Origin of the sequence: Thalassolituus sp. ST750PaO-4 (assembly GCF_020320405.1) — a bacterium.
Lineage (GTDB): Bacteria > Pseudomonadota > Gammaproteobacteria > Pseudomonadales > Oceanobacteraceae > Venatoribacter > Venatoribacter alkanivorans.
On record NZ_JABVCB010000013.1, the window covers coordinates 251114 to 270522 of the forward strand.

The window sequence follows — 19409 nt, forward strand, 5'->3', positions numbered from 1 at the left end:
GCCATCACTGACCTGAATGGTCAGGGTATCGTCGCCATTAAAATCCGCTGTTGGTGTATAGGTCAGGTTGCCTGCGGTGGTTATAACTGCGGCACCGTGCTGAGGTGTTGTGATAAGGCTGAACGTCAGCTCGTCACCATCGACATCGGTTGCAGCGATTTGCGCAGACAACGGTTGATCTTCGGTTGTACTGAGGTTTTGTGTTTGGCCATTTGTGAATACTGGGCCAGCGTCATTAACCGCAATGATATTGACGTTAATAGTGGCTGTTGTATTAACCAGGCCATCGCTGACCTGAACGGTCAGGGTATCGTTGCCATTAAAATCCGCTGTTGGTGTATAGGTCAGGCTGCCTGTGGTGGTTATAGCCGCAGCACCGTGCTGAGGTGTTGTGATAAGGCTGAACGTCAGCTCGTCACCATCGACATCGGTTGCAGCGATTTGCGCAGACAACGGTTGATCTTCGGTTGTACTGAGGTTTTGTGTTTGGCCATTTGTGAAAACTGGCCCAGCATCATTAACCGCAATGATATTGACGTTAATAGTAGCTGTCGTATTGATCAGGCCATCGCTGACCTGAACGGTCAGGGTATCGTTGCCATTAAAATCCGCTGTTGGTGTATAGGTCAGGTTGCCTGTGGTGGTTATAACCGCAGCACCGTGCTGAGGTGCAGTGATAAGGCTGAACGTCAGTTCGTCACCATCGACATCGATTGCAGCGATTTGCGCAGACAACGGTTGATCTTCATTTGTGCCGAGGTTTTGCGTTTGGCCACTGGTGAATACCGGACTGTCATTCACGGAAGAAACAGTGACATTTATCTTGGCACTGGCCTGGGCTTTTCCATCACTGACGCTCACTGTAAAGCTGTCAGTACCATGGTAATTGGCTTCCGGTGTATAGCTGGCAGAACCATCGACATCGACAGTCGCAACCCCGTGAAGTGGTGCAATGGAAACAGAATAACTTAAAGAGTCACCATCTTTGTCACTTGCATTAAGCGCTAATGACCTACTTGTATCTTCATTTGTAGTTAATGTTGCTGCTGCAATGGATGGAGCAGCGTTGCTTGTGCCGCCACCACCGCTGCTGCCGCCGCAGGCGGTTAATAAAACAGAAAGGGAAATTACAGAAAGAAGGGCGTCCGTTCTCATGTCAGTCCTTGGTAAAGATTAAGAGCGGGCTATTTTGCAAAGAATTTACTAACCAACAAGGAATTTTTTGTAATTTGTCCATTGGGTCGCAAATTAAGCTGGTTTTTGTCGTGTAATGCCAGTGGCCGTATAAATAACGCTTCCTGTTGTTATTTATACGGCATGCCTGTTAACGCTGCAGCCGGCTGACACCAAACATCACCAGCGCCATACCGGCGGCGGTCAGCCAGCCAAAGGGTTCGCCAAGAAAAATAATCGCCATCAGCGTGGTGGCCACCGGGCCTATCGTGCCGCTGACGCTGGTTTTCGCCGGGCCGATGCGTTTAATCGCTTCGCTGACTAAAAACGAAGGTAAAACGGTGGCGAATATGGCCAGCACAATGGTGCCCAACCAGCGGGTGCTGTCCATTTCCGGCAGGCTGATGCCATAACTGATGCCGTAATGCAGCATGGTGGCCAGCGCTGCCGATCCCATCGCAATACTGGTAAACAGCAGGCTGCCCATATTGCCGATGGCGTTTTTGCTGAACAGAATATACAGCGAGAACGACAGGGCGCTGGCGAGTATCAGCAATGTACCTTTGGTGGTGGCGATATTGTCGGCGGCAAACTGCAGATCCTGTCCGTATACCAGTATCAGGCCAACGTAGGTCAGAATCAGCGCAACAATATGATGGCGCTGAAACGTCTGACCAAAAAACAACGCGCCGAGAATAATCACCAGCGTCGGATAGGCGTACAGCATCAGTCGCTCAAGCTGGGCGCTGACATATTCGAGCCCGCGCAAATCCAGATAAGACGCCAGCCAGTAGCCGAGCAGGCCAGTGCCGGCGGCTTTTAACAGCTGCAGCGCAGTCGGTTTTACCGGCAGACGCTTCCAGGCCAGCCAGCCGACAACAACATAGACCGGCATCGCCAGCATCATACGCAGCCACATTAATGGCAGTGCGGTCATGCCCAGGTCGTACAGCCATTTGATGATGATGGGCTTGGTAGAAAACAGAAATGCAGCGCACAGTGCCAGCATCAGGCCGAAGCGGGCTGGGGTTGTGTCTGTGTCGGTTGTTGATGCCGGTATGGGGGTGGCGGGCTCGGTGGCAGCCATGGTTCTCTCCTTGATGTTAAAAGAGGCTGCGGTCTGGGTCGGAGGGGGGCTGGCTTGTATAAGGGGGCTTCCCGGCGACGGAGATCCGCAGCCGGTGGGTAAATCAGTTTAAAATCAGACTGTTAACCCGACGGCCGCGCAGGCAGATAGCCACCACTGTTTACCCTTGCTCAGGGATACAGAGACGGCGTGCAGATGTTTGTGCATCTGTTGGCTGCGGAAAGCGTAGCGGGTTGTAGTCATGATAAATTCCGGTCAGTTCCGGTAACTCTTTGTAAGCTGTCAGACTAACAGAGAAAAATGGCTGCTGGAAAGCGCCTTTTGATTTTACCCGGATAGCCTCTTCTGGTATTCTGCCCCCCCATCTTGAGCGAAGGTTCTGTGCCTTCCGTTTTGTATCCATTTCTGTCTCGCGGACCTTCTATGACACGATTTATCTTCGTCACAGGTGGTGTTGTTTCTTCATTGGGGAAAGGCATCGCTTCTGCATCTCTGGCTGCCATTTTGGAAGCCCGTGGCCTTAAGGTCACCATGCTCAAGCTGGACCCGTACATCAACGTCGATCCGGGCACTATGAGCCCGTTCCAGCATGGCGAAGTCTTCGTAACCAACGATGGTGCGGAAACTGACCTCGATCTGGGTCACTACGAACGTTTTATCCGTACCACTATGTCCCGCCGCAACAACTTCACCACCGGTCGTATATACACCGATGTGCTGGCGAAAGAGCGTCGCGGTGATTATCTGGGCGGCACCGTGCAGGTGATTCCGCACATCACTGACGAAATCAAACGCCGTGTACTCGAAGGCGCCGAAGGTTCTGATGTGGCGCTGGTGGAAATCGGTGGCACCGTCGGTGATATCGAATCCCAGCCATTCCTGGAAGCTGTGCGTCAGATGAAAGTCGAGCTGGGCTCCAAGCGCGCTCTGTCGCTGCACCTGACTCTGGTTCCGTACATCGCTACCGCGGGCGAGACGAAAACCAAGCCGACTCAGCATTCTGTTAAAGAAATGCGCACCATTGGTCTGCAGCCGGATGTACTGATCTGCCGCTCCGACCATAAGATCGACGCCTCTGCACTGCGCAAGATTGCACTGTTCACCAACGTTGAAGAGCGTGCCGTAATTCCGCTGGAAGACGCCGATACCATCTACAAGATCCCACGCATGCTGCACGATGCCGGTCTGGATGATCTGATTGTTGAGAAATTCGATCTGACCTGTCGCGAAGCAGACCTGTCCGAGTGGGATGTTGTGGCTGATGCCAAACTGAATCCGGAGAAAAGCGTCACTATCGCCATGGTCGGTAAGTACATGGATCTGCTGGATGCCTATAAGTCATTAATCGAAGCAATCGATCACGCCGGTATCCACCACAAGGCCAAAGTAAACATCCGTTATATCGATGCCGAAGACGTTGAGCGTAAAGGCGTTGATGTTCTGGCAGGCGTTGATGCGATTCTGGTGCCGGGTGGTTTCGGTAACCGTGGCGTTGAAGGCAAAATCCGCACGGTTCAGTACGCCCGTGAAAACAAAATCCCATACCTGGGTATCTGTCTGGGTATGCAGGTGGCGGTAATCGAATTCGCCCGTAACGTGGTCGGCTGGGACGATGCGCAGTCAACCGAATTCAGCAACGATACCAAGCATCCGGTGGTTGGCCTGATCACTGAATGGCAGGACGCTTCCGGTAATGTTGAAACCCGCAGCGAAGATTCTGACCTCGGCGGCACCATGCGTCTGGGCGGTCAGGAATGTGTGCTGACTCCGGAAACAACCACCGCCAAAGCCTACGGTAAAGAACTGATTGTTGAGCGCCACCGTCACCGTTACGAAGTGAACTCTTCACTGGTGCCGGAACTGGAAAAAGCCGGTCTGCGCATTGCCGGACGTTCTGTCGATGGCGAGCTGGTCGAAGTCGTGGAAGTACCGGATCACCCATGGTTTGTGGGTTGTCAGTTCCACCCAGAATTTACCTCGACTCCGCGTGATGGACACGGCCTGTTTTCGGCCTTTATCGCTGCGGCGTTTGATTACAAAGATTCCCATTAATTTAAAAATAGAAAGCCTCTGTTTTCTGGAGACAACCAACTATGGCAAAGATTGTTGATATCAAAGCACGTGAAGTGCTGGACTCCCGCGGTAACCCGACCATTGAAGCGGACGTTATCCTGGAAGGCGGTTTTTTCGGTACAGCCTGTGCACCAAGCGGCGCTTCTACCGGTACCCGCGAAGCACTGGAACTGCGTGATGGCGACAAAAGCCGTTACCTGGGCAAAGGCGTACTGAAAGCCGTTGCCAACGTAAACAACACCATCAAGCCTGCCCTGGTTGGTATGGATGCTCTGGACCAGCGTGCGCTGGACAACAAGATGCTGGAGCTGGACGGTACTGACAACAAGTCTGTACTGGGCGCCAACGCCATTCTGGCGGTTTCTCTGGCGGCTGCCAAAGCGGCTGCTGCGGCCAAAGGCGTTGAACTGTACGTTCACATTGCCGATATCAACGGTACTCCGGGCGTTTACTCTATGCCGGTACCGATGATGAACATCATCAACGGTGGTGAGCACGCCGATAACAACGTCGACATTCAGGAATTTATGGTGCAGCCGGTTGGCGCGCCGTCTTTCGCTGAAGCGCTGCGTTGCGGTGCCGAAATCTTCCACGCGCTGAAAAAAGTACTGTCTTCTCAGGGCCTGAACACCGCCGTGGGTGACGAAGGTGGTTTCGCACCTAACCTGGCCTCTAACGCCGATGCACTGGCTGCGATCAAAGAAGCCGTTTCTGCTGCGGGCTACGAGCTGGGCAACAACGTGACTCTGGCACTGGATTGTGCGTCTTCTGAATTCTACAAAGACGGCAAGTACGATCTGAAAGGCGAAGGCAAAGTCTTCACCTCCGAAGGTTTCTCTGACTACCTGGCTGAACTGTGCGATCAGTACCCGATCGTTTCTATCGAAGACGGTCAGGACGAATCTGACTGGGCTGGCTGGAAATACCAGACTGAAAAACTGGGTGCCAAAGTGCAGCTGGTTGGTGACGATCTGTTCGTAACCAACACTAAGATTCTGGCAGAAGGTATTGAGAAGGGCATTGGTAACTCCATCCTGATCAAGTTCAACCAGATCGGTTCTCTGTCTGAAACTCTGGACGCCATCAAAATGGCGAAAGACGCAGGCTACACCGCTGTGATCTCTCACCGCTCCGGTGAAACCGAAGACAGCACCATCGCCGATCTGGCGGTAGGTACTGCGGCGGGTCAGATCAAGACCGGTTCCCTGTGCCGTTCAGACCGTGTGTCCAAGTACAACCGTCTGCTGCGTATCGAAGAGCAACTGGGTGCCAAAGCACCGTACAAAGGTCGCTCTGAGATTAAAGGTCAGTAATACTGGCTGAATACAAAAAACGGGCTTAATTGCCCGTTTTTTGTTAATGAAGAGCCATACGACGACACCATGAGCGATGCTACCCTGACCGGGAAACGGATATGTCAGACAAACTTATGCCTCATTTTCGCCTGCTGATCTGGCTTGTGCTGCCGGTACTGCTGTTGCTGCTGCAATACCGCATCTGGCTGGATGACAGCGGTGTGGTCGCCAGCCGCCAGTTGCAGCAGCGTATTGCTTTGCTGCGCGAGGATAACGAAGTGCAGCAAAGTGAAAATGACGCTCTGTTGGCTGAAGTTGAAGATCTGCGCCACGGCCAGACGCTGCTGGAAGAAAAAGCCCGCGAAGATCTCGGTCTGGTGCGCGATGGCGAAACCTTTATCCTTTTTGTAGACCCTCCTGCCGGCAAACAATAATGACCACTGCGCGTTACTTTCCTATTTTGCCCGCCGCCGGTGTTGGCAGCCGTATGCAGGCCGACCGGCCGAAGCAGTACCTGCCGATTCAGGGACGCTTTCTGCTGGATTACACCCTGGATGCGATTCTCAGTTACCCCGCATTTGAGCAGGCGGTGCTGGTGTTATCGGCCGATGATCCTTACTGGCCAGACAGTGAATACGCCAGTGACGAGCGTATTATCCGTGCTGCCGGTGGCCGTGAGCGCTGCGACTCAGTATTGAATGGGCTGGCTGCGCTGCAGGGCATTGCAACAGAGCAGGACTGGGTGGTGGTGCACGATATCGCCCGGCCCTGCCTGCGCCATGGCGATCTGGACAAGCTGCTGAGCGAGCTGGCCGACCCCGGCGCCATTCTGGCTGCGCCAACCCGCGACACCATGAAGCGTGGGGTGCTGCGCGACGGCAAAGTCGTGATTGAGCATACCGTTGAGCGTGAGCAGCTGTGGCATGCATTAACGCCGCAGGTATTCCGTTATGGTCAGCTGCAGCAGGCGTTAACCGCCTGTCTGGAACAGGGTCTGACGGTCACCGATGAAGCGTCCGCGATGGAGCAGCAGGGTTGTCAGCCGTTGCTGGTGGCTGGCCGCTCCGACAATATTAAAGTGACGCGGCGCGAAGATCTGGCGCTGGCGGAACTGTTTTTATCCACCTCTTTATCTCCACATTCCTGAACGAGAGTTGTTATGCGCATTGGTCATGGCTTCGATGTACATGCTTTTGAAGATGGCGATTTTATTACTCTGGGCGGCGTGCAGATTCCGCACAGCCACGGCCTGAAAGCCCATTCCGATGGTGACGTGGCTTTGCATGCGCTGGCCGATGCACTGCTGGGTGCGGCGGCGCTGGGCGATATTGGCCAGCATTTTCCCGATACCGATGATGCCTGGGCCGGAGCCGACAGCCGTGTGCTGCTGCGTCATGTGGTCGGTCTGATCCGCGATAAAGGCTATCAGGTGGGTAACGTCGATATCACCATCATTGCCCAGGCGCCGAAGATGGCACCGCATATTCAGACCATGCGCGAGTGCATCGCCGCCGATCTGAACGTGCGTCTGGATGATGTGAACGTCAAAGCCACCACCACCGAAAAGCTAGGGTATGTGGGGCGTAAAGAAGGTATTGCCGTACACGCGGTGGCTTTGCTGATCACTGCCGCCCGCTGATTTGAATTTTAACGCTGAAAAACGAGAGCCCTTTTGACAACAACACTCCTGCCTGACTGGCCCAACGCTTATCCGCACACCGGTGCCAGCGCCCTGTTGAAACAACAGAACGACGATTTCTGCGTGGAAGAAATTCCGCTGGCGCTGCCCTGTGGTGAAGGCGAGCACGTCTGGCTGCATATTGAGAAGAACGGGGCCAACACCGCCTGGATTGCCAAACGTCTGGCAGCCCATGCGGGAGTTAAGGAAATGGATGTCGGCTACGCCGGCCTGAAAGACCGCAACGCCATCACCCGCCAGTGGTTCAGTATTTATCTGCCAAGGGTAGAAGCGCCGGATTTCAGTGCTCTGAATGATGCCGAGATGACGGTACTGAGTCAGAGCCGCCATTCTAAAAAGCTGCGCCGTGGCGATCTTCTCGGTAACCGCTTTACCATCCGTTTGCGTCAGGTGCAGGGTGAGCGCGCGCTGATTGAAAGCAATCTGGAGCAGATCAAAACACTGGGCGTGCCTAATTATTTTGGTGAGCAGCGCTTTGGTCATGGTGGCGGCAATATTGAATCCGGCCGCGCCATGCTGGCCGGTGAAATCCGTGTGCGTAATCCGGGCAAGAAAAGCATTTATCTGTCAGCCATCCGTTCGCTGATTTTCAATAATGTGCTGGCCGAACGTATCCGTGCCGGACTCTGGGGGCAAACGCTGGCCGGTGATGTCGCCGACGACAGTGGCTTAAGCACCGGGCCGTTATGGGGCCGGGGCCGCCTGAACAGCACAGATGATGCCTTAGCGCTGGAAAGCCGCGTGGCGGCTGAGCAGCCAGAGCTGTGCGATGGTATGGAACACGCCGGTCTGAAGCAGGAGCGCCGGGCTCTGGCCGCATTGCCTGCCAATCTCAGCTGGCAGTGGCAGGAAGACGCTGGAACGACCGATTTAGTGCTCACCTTTTCACTGGCCGCCGGGTATTATGCGACCTCCGTAATCCGTGAACTGATGCAGGTACAGGAACCAGAGAAGGTGAATGCGCATGACGCTGATGCTGTCGAATGATGATGGAGTTCATGCTCCGGGGCTGCGCGCCCTGGCGCAGGCGCTGACCGATGCCGGGCGAGACGTCCTGGTGGTTGCCCCCGACCGTGACCGCAGCGGTGCCAGCAACTCGTTGACCCTCGACCGGCCGCTGCATCCGCTGCATCTGGATAATGGTTTTATCAGCGTCAATGGCACGCCGACCGACTGCGTGCATCTGGGCGTTAATGCCTTTTACACAAACCGCTGTGAGCGGGTGATTGCCGGTATCAATGCAGGCGCCAACTTAGGTGACGACGTGCTCTATTCCGGCACCGTTGCCGCCGCAATGGAGGGGCGTTTTCTGGCAAAGACACCGATTGCGGTGTCGCTGACTGGCAAACAACACTTTGCCACGGCCGCGCGGGTATTGCTCGAATTACTGCCGAAGCTGGAGCAGCTTCGTCTGCCGCCGAACTCGGTGATCAATATCAACGTGCCGGATCGTGTCTACGACGAGCTGAACGGCTTTGAAATTACCCGTTTGGGCCACCGTCAGCGCTCCGATAATCCGGTGCTGACCACCAATCCGCGGGGCAAAGAATGCTACTGGATTTCCGCCGCCGGCGACGTTGCCGATGCGGGTCCGGGAACTGATTTTCACGCGATTGAACAGGGGAAGGTTTCGATTACCCCCATCCAGATGGACATGACCCAGCATACTGCACTTGAGCAGATGGCTGAGCTTCTGAACTGAGCAGGATCTCTGAGTGAACGAGCAGCAGCTGACCGGCATAGGAATGACTTCGCAACGCACCCGCAACCGTCTGGTGCAGCGCCTGCGTGAAGCCGGCATTAAGAATGAAGAGGTGCTGGAGGTTATCGCCCAGACGCCGCGTCATTTATTTGTGGACGAAGCGCTCGCGCACCGCGCCTACGAAGACACGGCTTTGCCGATCGGCAATGGCCAGACCATCAGCCAGCCTTATACCGTTGCACGCATGACCGAAATACTGCTCGCTGCCGGGCCGCTTAACCGGGTGTTGGAGATCGGTACCGGTTCCGGCTATCAGACCGCAGTTCTCAGTCCTTTGGTCGGCAAGTTGTTCAGTGTGGAACGCATTGAACCCCTGCACCAGCGTGCCCGTCAGCGTCTGCAGCAACTGAATTACCGCAATGTCACCCTGAAACTGTCCGACGGAACCTGGGGCTGGCCCGAGCACGGCCTGTATGACGGTATTCTTGCCGCCGCTGCCCCTGAAGACGTTCCTGATTCCCTGTTACAGCAACTCGCCGATGGCGGACGGCTGATTATGCCGGTCGGTACACAGGAGCAAAAACTGGTGCTGATTACCCGTCATGGGGAACACTTCAGCCGTAAAACCCTCGAAAGCGTGCGCTTTGTACCTTTTTTACCCGGCGTACAGCGTTAATCTCAGAGCAATGACAGTACTGCTGCTGATATCTGATAACTCTTCATCTATAAGGACAAGGACGCGATGCAACACTTCTGGCTGTTCCTCAAAGGCATAGCAATGGGGGCTGCCGATGTGGTGCCCGGTGTTTCCGGCGGCACCATCGCCTTTGTTACCGGCATCTATACCGAGCTGCTGGACTCCATCAAAAATATCAACCTGCAGGCACTGAAAACGCTGTTTAACGACGGCCCGCGCGCTTTCTGGCAAAGCATTAACGGCACCTTTCTGCTGGTGCTGGGCAGCGGCATCCTGCTGGCACTGTTGTCGCTGGCGCGTGGAATTCACTATCTGCTGATGAACTATCCGGTGTGGCTGTGGGCCTTCTTCTTCGGCCTGATTCTGGCCTCCTGCTGGCATATCGGCAAAGAAATCGGACGCTGGGGCCTGGCACAACTGGTGTTGCTGGTATTGGGCGCCATCATCGCCGGCTTTATCAGCACTGCATCGCCAACTTCGGTCACGCCGACACCACTGATTATTCTGCTGGCCGGCAGCATTGCGATCTGCGCCATGATCCTGCCAGGGATCTCAGGCAGCTTTATTTTGCTGTTGATGGGGCTGTATGAGCCGGTTCTCGGTGCCGTGCGGCAACTGGATATACAACTGCTGGGCACCTTTGCGGTGGGTGCTGCTATCGGTTTGATGGCTTTTTCGCGTCTGCTGAGCTGGTTACTGCATCACTATAAAGATGCCATGTTTGCATTGCTGACGGGCTTTATGGCGGGTTCCCTGCTGAAAGTCTGGCCCTGGAAAGAAACCCTGAGTACGCGCCTGAACAGCCATGGGGCAGAGGTACCTTTTATCCAGAGCAATATCCTGCCGGACAGTGGTTTATCCTTATTGCTGGCGCTGGGATTGATGCTGGCGGGAGCTTTATTGGTTCTTGGACTTGAGCGTTTTGCGTCCAGAACGGCGCAGTAGTTTTCGTTCGCCCAGAGAGAACAAGTGTTAACTAAAAATAAAAATCTGCAAGTAAGCAATACGGGTTTTTTGTGAAAACGGGTAGAGTTCCGTATATAAGCCGCAAATCTGATAAAAACTTTGAATTTTTTAGACTTATTTAGAATAAGTATTTTATTTTTAAGTGTCTTTGGTTAAAAACAATCAGGCGCGCCGCAGGGCTCAAAAAGCTGTCATTTTTGAGTGTCAAAAAACAACCACCGACGGACGACGATGAAAGCACTGACCACTGTCATATTAGTCACGATAGCTACACTATTAACAGGGTGTCTTTCTGGCCGAGAATTTGTCTCAGTTGAAGAGAAGTTCAGTAAAGGACAAACCGCGACGGGTTTCCATCTTGTCGAACGGGGTGAGACGCTGTTTTCTATCGCCTGGCGTTACGGAATCGATTATCGGGAGTTGGCGAGCGCTAACTCAATAGCCAGCCCCTATGTTATCTATCCTGGTCAAAAGATTGACATAAGAAATGTCGCCCGCCGTTCTGCTCCGGTCACGGTTACTGCCGTCGAAAATCCGTCAAAACCGCTGCCAAAAAGTCAGAGGCCAGCTAAGCCTCCTGTCAAAACAAGTCATAACACGCCAAAAAATAGCGACAATGCAGCCGATACTGACTGGAAATGGCCGGTAAACGGCCGTTTGATTGGTCATTTTTCAACCAAAAAACCCGTGAACAAGGGGATTGATATCGCCGGTGCTTTGGGAGAATCTGTTTTGGCAGCAGCGGCAGGAACCGTGGTTTACGCGGGTCAGGGCTTACGCGGTTATGGCAACTTAGTCATCGTCAAACATAACGATACTTACCTCAGCGCCTACGCCCACACCAGCCGCATTCTGGTCAGCGAACAAGAAGTCGTTAAAGCTGGCCAGAAGATTGCCGAAATAGGATCTACTGGTACCGACAAAGTGAAACTTCACTTTGAGATCCGAAGAAACGGCAAGCCGGTTGATCCGCTCAGATACTTACCCAGCCGGCCTGGGTAGAGCGGTCGGAAATTAATCAGTCGTTCTGGCATAAAACCTGTTTCGGTTCAGGTTCAGGACGATAACCAAAGGCGGGAATGAACATGGCAGTACAACAACGAGAACTACGCGAAGAAGACGTTTTTGATGATGTAGAAGCGCTGGCACTGGTGGAAGAGTCTGAGTCTGAACAGGATTCGGCAGACGAAACAACAGAACGCTTTGCGGCAGATACATCCTACAAAACGATGGATGCTACTCAGTTGTATCTCAATGAGATTGGGTTTTCCCCACTGCTGTCTGCGGAAGAAGAAGTGCACTATGCACGTCTGGCCCGCAAGGGTGATGAGATGGGTCGCCGTCGCATGATTGAAAGTAACCTGCGACTGGTGGTGAAGATTTCACGCCGTTACGTTAACCGCGGCTTATCGCTGCTGGATCTGATCGAAGAGGGCAACCTTGGTCTGATCCGCGCGGTTGAGAAGTTTGATCCGGAACGCGGGTTCCGCTTCTCTACCTACGCCACCTGGTGGATCCGTCAGACCATCGAACGGGCGATCATGAATCAGACCCGTACCATCCGTCTGCCGATTCACGTGGTCAAAGAACTCAACGTTTACCTGCGTGCAGCCCGTGAGCTGACCCAGAAACTGGATCATGAGCCAAGCGCAGAAGAAATCGCAGCTCTGCTGGAAAAACCGGTAGAAGATGTAAAACGCATGCTCAAACTGAATGAGCGTGTAACCTCGATTGATACTCCACTGGGACCGTCATCAGATAAATCCATTCTGGATACCATTGCTGATGAGCGTGTAACCGATCCGGGTGAAGAACTGCAGAATCAGGATATTCAGTCCAATCTGGATCGCTGGATTGAAGAACTGCCAGAGAAGCAACGTGAAGTATTATCCCGCCGCTTTGGTCTGCGTGGTTATGAAACCAGCACTCTGGAAGATGTGGGTCGCGAAATCGGTCTGACCCGTGAGCGTGTTCGTCAGATCCAGGTCGAAGCCCTTAAGCGTCTGCGTGAGATCATGGAGAAGCAGGGTCTGAACGCAGCCACTCTGTTTGGTGATGCCTGATCACTGAACAGCAGCAATAAAAAAGCGGCCATTGGCCGCTTTTTTATTGCCCGGGGTTTAACCCGGATGCTGAGCTGGAAAACTCAGCGCTCAAGATGCTGCAGTTTGTCCGGAACGCCATCCCACTCCTCGGCATCCGGCAGCGATTCTTTTTTCTCGCTGATGTTCGGCCATACTTCGGCCAGTTCTGCGTTCAGTTCAATGTACTGTTCCTGACCGGCCGGTACTTCGTCTTCGGAGAAAATCGCTTCTGCCGGGCACTCAGGCTCACATAGTGCACAGTCGATACACTCATCCGGGTGAATCACCAGAAAGTTCGGACCTTCGTAGAAACAGTCAACCGGGCAGACTTCCACACAGTCGGTGTACTTACATTTCACGCAGTTATCAGTAACGACGAACGTCATCTGGGGTATCTCCTAATCTCGCAAATCATCGGCGCTTTCCCCCGGTTCTTGGCAGACTGATAAGATACTCAGTCTCCGGGTGTTTAGTAATCCGCCATTCTAGGTAGGAGCGGGCAAGTGGGCAAGTTCGTCCGCTATAAATATGGGTTATAGCCAACGGCCTAATGGTTCTAACGAAGTCGTAAAAACCTGCACGCTGGCTATAAGAAGGCCGCTACTTTACAGCAGCGCCTTCAGTTCATACATCAGTTCCAGTGCCGCCCGTGGTGACAAATCGTCCGGATTCAGTGCGGCCAGACGCTCTTCAACGGCTGACGGCAGGGCAGCAAACAGATCATTCTGCAGCGGCTGATCGGCTTTTGCCGCTTTATGCGTCACAGGTGCAGTGTTCTCTGCACCGCTGGTAAAAGACGTTGGTATAGCCGCAGGGCTGACGCCGGAGCTTTGCTCCAGATGCAGCAGCTGCGCTTTGGCCTGCTGAATCACGCTGTCCGGTACGCCGGCCAGCTGGGCGACCTGCAGACCATAACTCTGACTGGCCGGGCCCTGTTCTACCGAGTGCAGGAAGATAATACGGTCGTCGTGTTCGGTGGCTTTCAGATGCACGTTAACCACATTGCTGTGGTTTTCCGGCAGGGCGGTCATCTCGAAATAATGGGTGGCAAACAGAGTAAATGCACCGATATGTTCGGCCAGATGTGCGGCACTGGCCCAGGCCAGAGACAGGCCATCGAAGGTGCTGGTACCACGGCCAACTTCATCCATTAATACCAGGCTCTGGGCGGTGGCATTGTGCAGGATATTGGCGGTTTCGGTCATTTCCACCATAAAGGTCGAACGGCCACCGGCGACATCATCGGAAGAACCCATGCGGGTAAAAATCCGGTCAATCGGGCCCAGGGTGCAGCTCTCGGCGGGCACATAACTGCCGATATGCGCCAGCAGGGCAATCAGTGCAACCTGACGCATATAGGTCGATTTACCGCCCATGTTCGGACCGGTAATGATCTGCATATTCTGCTGGGCATCGAGGCGGGTATCGTTGGCGACAAAGGGATCGACGATCAGATTTTCGATTACCGGATGACGCCCCTGCTGAATATCGACCACCGCGTCGCTGACCAGTTGCGGCTGAACAAAACGCAGGCTTTCGGCACGCTCGGCCAGATTCGACAATACATCCAGTTCAGACAGCGCCGCGGCGCACACCTGTAACGGAATCAGCTCTTCGGCCAGCGCCTGTACCAGTTCGTCGTACAGAGCTTTTTCGCGGCTTAACGCCCGGCTTTTGGCACTCAGGGCTTTGTCTTCGAAGGTTTTAAGCTCCGGCGTAATAAAACGTTCGGCGTTTTTCAGCGTCTGGCGACGGATATATTCCGTAGGCGCGGCATCGGACTGGGCTTTGGATATTTCGATGTAATAGCCGTGCACGCGGTTGTAGCCGACTTTTAAGGTGCTGATGCCGGTACGTTCTTTTTCCTGCTCTTCGAGTTTAATTAAATAATCGCCGGCGTTTTCGCTCAGTGCGCGCAGTTCATCCAGCTCGCTGTCGTAGCCTTCGGCGATCACACCGCCGTCGCGGATAATGACCGGCGGGTTTTCAATAATGGCTTTGCTCAGGCGTTCAACCCAGTGCGGGAATTCCTGCGCCCGTTCCAGTAACTGTTCGGCCAGTGTGCTGTCGAGGCGGGTTAGCTGCTGGCGGATATCGGGCACGATGGCCAGCGCATCACGCAGCCGTGCGAGGTCGCGCGGGCGGGCGGAGCCCAGTGCTACGCGCGATAGAATACGTTCAATATCGCCGACCTGTTTCAGGCTGCTGTGCAATTCTTCGGCGGCGTAATGCTGAATAAGCTGGGCGATGAATCCCTGCCGTTGTTGCAGCAGTGCCTGGTCGCGCAGCGGACGGTTCAGCCAGCGTTTGAGCAAACGGCTGCCCATCGCCGTGGCGGTTTTATCCATGATCCAGGCCAGCGTGTGCTGACTGTCGCCTTTCTGGTTGATGTCGATTTCCAGATTCCGGCGACTGGCGGGGTCGATAATAATCGCGTCATCCGGCTGCTCGATCTGCAGCGAGCGGATATGCGGCAGATTATTGCGCTGGGTTTCCTGAGCGTAATTCAGCAGTGCGCCGGCAGCACGGATCGCCACCGTCATATGCTCACAGCCAAAGCCACGCAGGTCGCGGGTTTTTAACTGCTGGGTCAGCAGGCGGAATGCGGTGTCGGATTCGTAGTGCCAGGGCGCCTGTAATTTCGCCCCCTGGCGTTCACGCAGACCGGCGGGCTGGCGCTGATCTTCGTTGAGTAATAATTCCGCCGGACGCAGACGTTCGATCTCGGCCAGTAAAGCATCTTCACCGTCGACCTCCAGCACCGAGAAACGACCGGAACTGATTTCCAGCACGGCTAAACCATGGCGTTGTTGCTCAGAACAGAGGGCAACCAGCAGGTTGTCGGAACGCTCATCCAGAAAAGCTTCATCGGTCAGGGTGCCTGGTGTAATCACCCGCACGACTTTGCGTTCGACAGGCCCTTTGCTGGTCGCCGGGTCGCCGATCTGTTCGGCAATCGCCACCGACACGCCCTGCTTTACCAGCCGGGCGATATAGTTTTCGGCAGCATGGTATGGAATACCGGCCATCGGAATCGGCTCGCCGCCGCTCTGACCGCGGGCGGTTAAGGTAATGTCGAGCAGCTGTGCCGCACGTTTGGCGTCGCTGTAAAATAATTCGTAAAAATCGCCCATGCGATAAAACAGCAGAGTGTCGGAGAATTCGGCTTTGATGCGGAAATACTGTTGCATCATCGGCGTGTGCTGGGCGGTTGCCTGGCTCATCGGGCGAGTGTCCTTAAAAAACGGGCGTGTTAATGTAAACGGCAGATTGTAAGTGATTCCGCGAGGATACAGAAATGAGCCCTGAACTGAATGCTTCTGTTGCCGTACTGGCTGAAATTCTGCAGAGCCGTAATCTGCGGCTGGTCACTGCGGAGTCCTGTACCGGTGGCGGTATTGCCAGTGCGCTGACCGATCTGGCCGGCAGTTCGAACTGGTTTGAATGTGGTTTTGTAACCTATTCCAACGAAGCCAAAGTCCGCTACCTCGGCGTACCACCGGCGATTATTGAGCAGTTTGGTGCGGTCAGCGAAGAGACGGTGCGCGCCATGGTGGCCGGTGCCGTCAATAACAGTCTGGGTGATCTGGCGGTAGCGGTCAGTGGTGTGGCCGGGCCCGGCGGAGGCTCCGAAGATAAACCCGTGGGTACCGTCTGGTTTGCCTGGGGAAACGCCGAGCAGCAGATTACGGAATGCTGCCACTTTCCCGGTAACCGCGAACAGGTGCGCGCACTGGCGGTTGTGCATGGTATTCAGGGCTTATGCCGCTGGCTGTCCTGCTGACAAAAAAGAAGGGTTGGCGCTGAGAATAAGCTGTGCTTAAATACTGGTTAAATTTACAGTGATTGGTCATGGGCAGGTAACAGACCGGTCAGACAGACTAACCAGATTAAACACAGACAGGACAGAGCGATGGATGCTAACAAACAGAAAGCACTTGATGCGGCACTGAGCCAGATTGAACGTCAGTTTGGTAAAGGCGCCATTATGAAGATGGGCGAGCAGCCGCGCGAAGCCATTCCTGCTATCTCCACAGGTTCTCTGGGGCTGGACATCGCTCTGGGCATTGGCGGTCTGCCACAGGGCCGGATCGTTGAAATCTACGGCCCGGAAAGCTCAGGTAAAACCACACTGTGTTTATCGGTGATGGCGCAGGCGCAGAAAATGGGCAAATCCGTTGCCATTATCGATGCCGAGCACGCTCTGGATCCGCTGTATGCCGAGAAGCTGGGTATCGATCTCAACAACCTGCTGGTATCGCAGCCGGATACCGGTGAACAGGCACTGGAAATCTGTGACAGCCTGGTACGCTCCGGCGCAGTGGATGTCATCGTTGTCGACTCCGTTGCTGCACTGGTTCCTAAAGCTGAGATCGAAGGTGAGATGGGCGACAGCCATGTTGGTCTGCAGGCGCGTCTGATGTCTCAGGCTCTGCGTAAAATTACCGGTAACGTTAAAAACGCCAACTGTCTGGTGATCTTTATTAACCAGATCCGGATGAAAATCGGCGTTATGTTCGGCAGTCCGGAAACCACGACCGGTGGTAACGCGCTGAAGTTCTATTCTTCTGTACGTCTGGATATCCGCCGTATCGGTTCGGTTAAACAGGGCGACGAAGTTATTGGTAACGAAACCCGCGTTAAAGTGGTGAAAAATAAAGTATCGCCACCGTTCAAGCAGGCCGAGTTCCAGATCATGTACGGTCAGGGTATTTACCACATGGGTGAGGTGATCGACCTGGGTGTTAAGTGTGGCCTGGTGGATAAATCCGGTGCCTGGTACAGCTATAAAGGCGACAAGATCGGGCAGGGTAAAGCTAATGCTGCACTGTTCCTGCAGGATCACCCTGAAATGGCTGCAGAAATTGAAGCCGGTATCCGCAGCCAGATGCTGACGGTAGCCGTAGCATCTGACATTACCAGTGAAGTGGATGAAGAAACCGAAGCCTGAGCTGACGCAGGCTGAATTACGCCGGGCGGCTGTTGATCTGCTGTCCCGGCGTGATTATTCCCGCCGCGAACTGACGCGTAAACTCTCCCCGAAAGCCGCTGACCCTGACGATGTGGAAACGGTTCTTGATGACCTCGCCGAGCGTCACTGGCAATCCGATGAACGTTTTGCCGAGTCTTTCCTCAACAGCCGCTGTCAGCGTTATGGTCCTGTGCGCCTGCAACAGGAGTTGCGTGAAAAGGGTCTGAACGCAGAGCAGATTCAGAGTGCTATCGCCAATCTCAGTGTCGACTGGTATGAGCTGGCACTGGACCTGGCACAACGCAAATGCCCCGGCGGGCTACCGCCACAGGATATGCGTGAACGCGCCCGCTTATATCGTTTTCTGGCCTATCGTGGTTTTACGGGTGAGCAAACCAGTTATGCCCTTGAGCAGCTGGCTATGGCTGAACATTCGGACAACGATTAAGTTCCTGTCACCATCTAGTGAATTTTCCTGACTAAGCTGCCTTTTTGACGACATTATTTTCACTGTCGCCTCAGTCTATTGACACTCTCCTCACCGCTAACCATGATCGGAATCATATATTTAAATATAGAACGAATGTTCAATTTCCGGTGGAGACCGGCAATTAATAATCATAAGATCGTTGGGGAGGGATATGAGCCCAACTTTACAGGTCGATATCGTACTGGTGCAGCACCTGCTGAGTTTCTGGGACAGTCAAGGTATTGATATCACTCCTGTCTGGAGTTTACTGAGCATGACGCCAGCGGAGCCTATGCCGCCATGGGTCGATGCTGACAAGCTGAAGCTTGCCCACCAGTATATTGCCTCGCAAAGCAGCGACAGGCTGCTGCCTGCCCGTACCGGTCGTTATCTGGCGCAACGTGATTTACCGCTGAGTCGCTTATTAAAATATTCTGAGAACCTGTCCCAGGGGCTGGTTTCTGCATTGCGTTTTATGCATCTGTCCGTTGGCAATATTCATTTTGTTGTCAGCCCGGGTGAGCACAAAGTGGTTGTACGGGCTGAGCCCCAGAGCAGCCTGCAACTGCTGCCGCAGCAGCTGTTGCAGGGCCTGTTAACATTGTCTGAGGCCTGTTACCAGGTGTTGGGCCGATGCTATACCGATCAGGATCTGACTCTGCGGGTACCTCTGGAGCCTGATGTTATTACTGAACTGAACGCCTTTTCTGTTCCGGCTGTTACTGCAGGTGAGCATTATGCTCTGGATATATCAGCAGCTGCCTGGCAGCGTCTGAATCCGGGACAGCAGCCTATTCTGTATGCCAGCCTGTTGCGTGACTTTGAGCGTAATGCCGATAAATTCCGCGAGCAGGTCATGCTGTACAATGAACTGCAGCGCATTCTGCAGGGGTGCTTGCTGAAGCGCCAGGTGTCACAGGAAGATGTGGCTGCCCAGTTGGGCATTAGTGTGCGTAATTTGCAGCGTCGACTGAAAGCGCTGGGTACAACCTATCAGGCTTTACTGGACGAAAGCCGGCAGGCGCTTTCCATGCGTCTGATCCGCGATGAAAGTATCCCGTTATATGAAATTGCTTTTATGGTCGGCTATGCCGAGCCGAGTGCATTTTATAAAGCTTTCAAGCGCTGGACGGATGCAACGCCCGGCGATTACCGCCAGGCGTTAAGTGCAGAGACAAATGAAGCCTGATAG

19 protein-coding genes are annotated in these 19409 nt (G+C 54.1%); 15 read left to right on the forward strand and 4 right to left on the reverse strand.

Features of this window, described 5'->3' with window-relative positions; translation table 11 throughout:
• Window positions 1-1155 (reverse strand): Ig-like domain-containing protein (locus HUF18_RS16605; RefSeq protein WP_225692988.1); only part of this gene is annotated, 1155 nt, incomplete at its 3' end.
• A gap of 169 nt (window positions 1156-1324) precedes the next feature.
• Window positions 1325-2260, reverse strand: a complete 936-nt coding sequence (locus HUF18_RS16610; RefSeq protein ID WP_225692989.1) for a DMT family transporter — start codon at window positions 2258-2260, stop codon at window positions 1325-1327.
• A gap of 423 nt (window positions 2261-2683) precedes the next feature.
• Between HUF18_RS16610 and HUF18_RS16615 the strand changes: the two genes are divergently transcribed.
• The 11 genes from HUF18_RS16615 to rpoS all read left to right on the forward strand — a co-directional run bounded on the left by HUF18_RS16615 (window position 2684) and on the right by rpoS (window position 12755).
• Window positions 2684-4312, forward strand: coding sequence for a CTP synthase (locus HUF18_RS16615; protein ID WP_145466498.1), 1629 nt, complete (start codon window positions 2684-2686; stop codon window positions 4310-4312).
• 41 nt (window positions 4313-4353) lie between these two features.
• Window positions 4354-5646 carry a phosphopyruvate hydratase gene (gene eno, locus HUF18_RS16620; protein ID WP_225692990.1) on the forward strand — a complete coding sequence of 431 codons (1293 nt, stop codon included), beginning with the start codon at window positions 4354-4356 and terminating at the stop codon, window positions 5644-5646.
• Window positions 5647-5747: 101 nt separating this feature from the next.
• On the forward strand, window positions 5748-6062 hold the full coding sequence (locus HUF18_RS16625) for an FtsB family cell division protein (RefSeq protein WP_225692991.1): 315 nt from the start codon (window positions 5748-5750) through the stop codon (window positions 6060-6062).
• Window positions 6062-6775, forward strand: coding sequence for a 2-C-methyl-D-erythritol 4-phosphate cytidylyltransferase (ispD, locus tag HUF18_RS16630; protein WP_225692992.1), 714 nt, complete (start codon window positions 6062-6064; stop codon window positions 6773-6775). The genes HUF18_RS16625 and ispD overlap by 1 nt, the downstream gene beginning before the upstream one ends.
• Window positions 6776-6787: 12 nt before the next feature.
• Window positions 6788-7267: a 2-C-methyl-D-erythritol 2,4-cyclodiphosphate synthase gene (gene ispF, locus HUF18_RS16635; protein WP_145466494.1), complete on the forward strand. Its 480-nt coding sequence runs from the start codon at window positions 6788-6790 to the stop codon at window positions 7265-7267.
• Window positions 7268-7300: 33 nt separating this feature from the next.
• Window positions 7301-8314: a tRNA pseudouridine(13) synthase TruD gene (gene truD / locus HUF18_RS16640; RefSeq protein WP_225692993.1), complete on the forward strand. Its 1014-nt coding sequence runs from the start codon at window positions 7301-7303 to the stop codon at window positions 8312-8314.
• Entirely contained in the window at window positions 8292-9029 is a 738-nt protein-coding gene (surE, locus tag HUF18_RS16645; protein WP_225692994.1) for a 5'/3'-nucleotidase SurE, read from the forward strand. Before truD ends, surE begins: the two co-directional genes overlap by 23 nt.
• A gap of 43 nt (window positions 9030-9072) precedes the next feature.
• Window positions 9073-9705, forward strand: coding sequence for a protein-L-isoaspartate(D-aspartate) O-methyltransferase (locus tag HUF18_RS16650; RefSeq protein WP_145466773.1), 633 nt, complete (start codon window positions 9073-9075; stop codon window positions 9703-9705).
• Window positions 9706-9771: 66 nt separating this feature from the next.
• The gene (locus HUF18_RS16655; RefSeq protein WP_225692995.1) at window positions 9772-10671 is read left to right on the forward strand and encodes a DUF368 domain-containing protein; all 900 of its coding nucleotides are present in this window, start codon (window positions 9772-9774) and stop codon (window positions 10669-10671) included.
• Window positions 10672-10923: 252 nt separating this feature from the next.
• A complete protein-coding gene (locus HUF18_RS16660; protein WP_225692996.1) occupies window positions 10924-11694 on the forward strand; it encodes a peptidoglycan DD-metalloendopeptidase family protein in 771 nt (256 codons plus the stop codon).
• A gap of 83 nt (window positions 11695-11777) precedes the next feature.
• A complete protein-coding gene (rpoS, locus tag HUF18_RS16665; protein ID WP_145466490.1) occupies window positions 11778-12755 on the forward strand; it encodes an RNA polymerase sigma factor RpoS in 978 nt (325 codons plus the stop codon).
• An 83-nt stretch (window positions 12756-12838) separates the two neighbouring features.
• On the opposite strand, the gene fdxA is transcribed toward rpoS, so the two are convergent.
• Together fdxA and mutS are read right to left on the reverse strand one after the other, a co-directional pair.
• A complete protein-coding gene (gene fdxA / locus HUF18_RS16670; protein WP_145466489.1) occupies window positions 12839-13162 on the reverse strand; it encodes a ferredoxin FdxA in 324 nt (107 codons plus the stop codon).
• Between the two features lie 219 nt (window positions 13163-13381).
• On the reverse strand, window positions 13382-16000 hold the full coding sequence (gene mutS, locus HUF18_RS16675; RefSeq protein WP_225692998.1) for a DNA mismatch repair protein MutS: 2619 nt from the start codon (window positions 15998-16000) through the stop codon (window positions 13382-13384).
• Between the two features lie 74 nt (window positions 16001-16074).
• Between mutS and HUF18_RS16680 the strand changes: the two genes are divergently transcribed.
• The 4 genes from HUF18_RS16680 to HUF18_RS16695 all read left to right on the forward strand — a co-directional run bounded on the left by HUF18_RS16680 (window position 16075) and on the right by HUF18_RS16695 (window position 19406).
• On the forward strand, window positions 16075-16560 hold the full coding sequence (locus HUF18_RS16680) for a CinA family protein (protein ID WP_145466487.1): 486 nt from the start codon (window positions 16075-16077) through the stop codon (window positions 16558-16560).
• 129 nt (window positions 16561-16689) lie between these two features.
• Window positions 16690-17727 (forward strand): recombinase RecA, encoded by a 1038-nt coding sequence (gene recA / locus HUF18_RS16685; RefSeq protein ID WP_145466486.1) that lies wholly within the window; start codon window positions 16690-16692, stop codon window positions 17725-17727.
• Complete coding sequence (recX, locus tag HUF18_RS16690) at window positions 17708-18196, forward strand: recombination regulator RecX (protein ID WP_225692999.1); 489 nt, start codon at window positions 17708-17710, stop codon at window positions 18194-18196. Before recA ends, recX begins: the two co-directional genes overlap by 20 nt.
• A 193-nt stretch (window positions 18197-18389) precedes the next feature.
• On the forward strand, window positions 18390-19406 hold the full coding sequence (locus HUF18_RS16695; protein WP_225693000.1) for a helix-turn-helix domain-containing protein: 1017 nt from the start codon (window positions 18390-18392) through the stop codon (window positions 19404-19406).
• Window positions 19407-19409: the final 3 nt, after the last annotated feature.

Coding starts and splice junctions, on each gene's coding strand:
- mutS (WP_225692998.1), bottom strand. CDS start 16,000: ATGAGCCAGGCAACCGCCCAGCACACGCCGATGATGCAACAGTATTTC.
- HUF18_RS16610 (WP_225692989.1), bottom strand. CDS start 2,260: ATGGCTGCCACCGAGCCCGCCACCCCCATACCGGCATCAACAACCGAC.
- recX (WP_225692999.1), top strand. CDS start 17,708: ATGAAGAAACCGAAGCCTGAGCTGACGCAGGCTGAATTACGCCGGGCG.
- HUF18_RS16615 (WP_145466498.1), top strand. CDS start 2,684: ATGACACGATTTATCTTCGTCACAGGTGGTGTTGTTTCTTCATTGGGG.
- HUF18_RS16625 (WP_225692991.1), top strand. CDS start 5,748: ATGTCAGACAAACTTATGCCTCATTTTCGCCTGCTGATCTGGCTTGTG.
- eno (WP_225692990.1), top strand. CDS start 4,354: ATGGCAAAGATTGTTGATATCAAAGCACGTGAAGTGCTGGACTCCCGC.
- ispF (WP_145466494.1), top strand. CDS start 6,788: ATGCGCATTGGTCATGGCTTCGATGTACATGCTTTTGAAGATGGCGAT.
- HUF18_RS16680 (WP_145466487.1), top strand. CDS start 16,075: ATGAGCCCTGAACTGAATGCTTCTGTTGCCGTACTGGCTGAAATTCTG.
- ispD (WP_225692992.1), top strand. CDS start 6,062: ATGACCACTGCGCGTTACTTTCCTATTTTGCCCGCCGCCGGTGTTGGC.
- surE (WP_225692994.1), top strand. CDS start 8,292: ATGACGCTGATGCTGTCGAATGATGATGGAGTTCATGCTCCGGGGCTG.
- recA (WP_145466486.1), top strand. CDS start 16,690: ATGGATGCTAACAAACAGAAAGCACTTGATGCGGCACTGAGCCAGATT.
- HUF18_RS16660 (WP_225692996.1), top strand. CDS start 10,924: ATGAAAGCACTGACCACTGTCATATTAGTCACGATAGCTACACTATTA.
- HUF18_RS16655 (WP_225692995.1), top strand. CDS start 9,772: ATGCAACACTTCTGGCTGTTCCTCAAAGGCATAGCAATGGGGGCTGCC.
- rpoS (WP_145466490.1), top strand. CDS start 11,778: ATGGCAGTACAACAACGAGAACTACGCGAAGAAGACGTTTTTGATGAT.
- HUF18_RS16650 (WP_145466773.1), top strand. CDS start 9,073: ATGACTTCGCAACGCACCCGCAACCGTCTGGTGCAGCGCCTGCGTGAA.
- fdxA (WP_145466489.1), bottom strand. CDS start 13,162: ATGACGTTCGTCGTTACTGATAACTGCGTGAAATGTAAGTACACCGAC.
- HUF18_RS16695 (WP_225693000.1), top strand. CDS start 18,390: ATGAGCCCAACTTTACAGGTCGATATCGTACTGGTGCAGCACCTGCTG.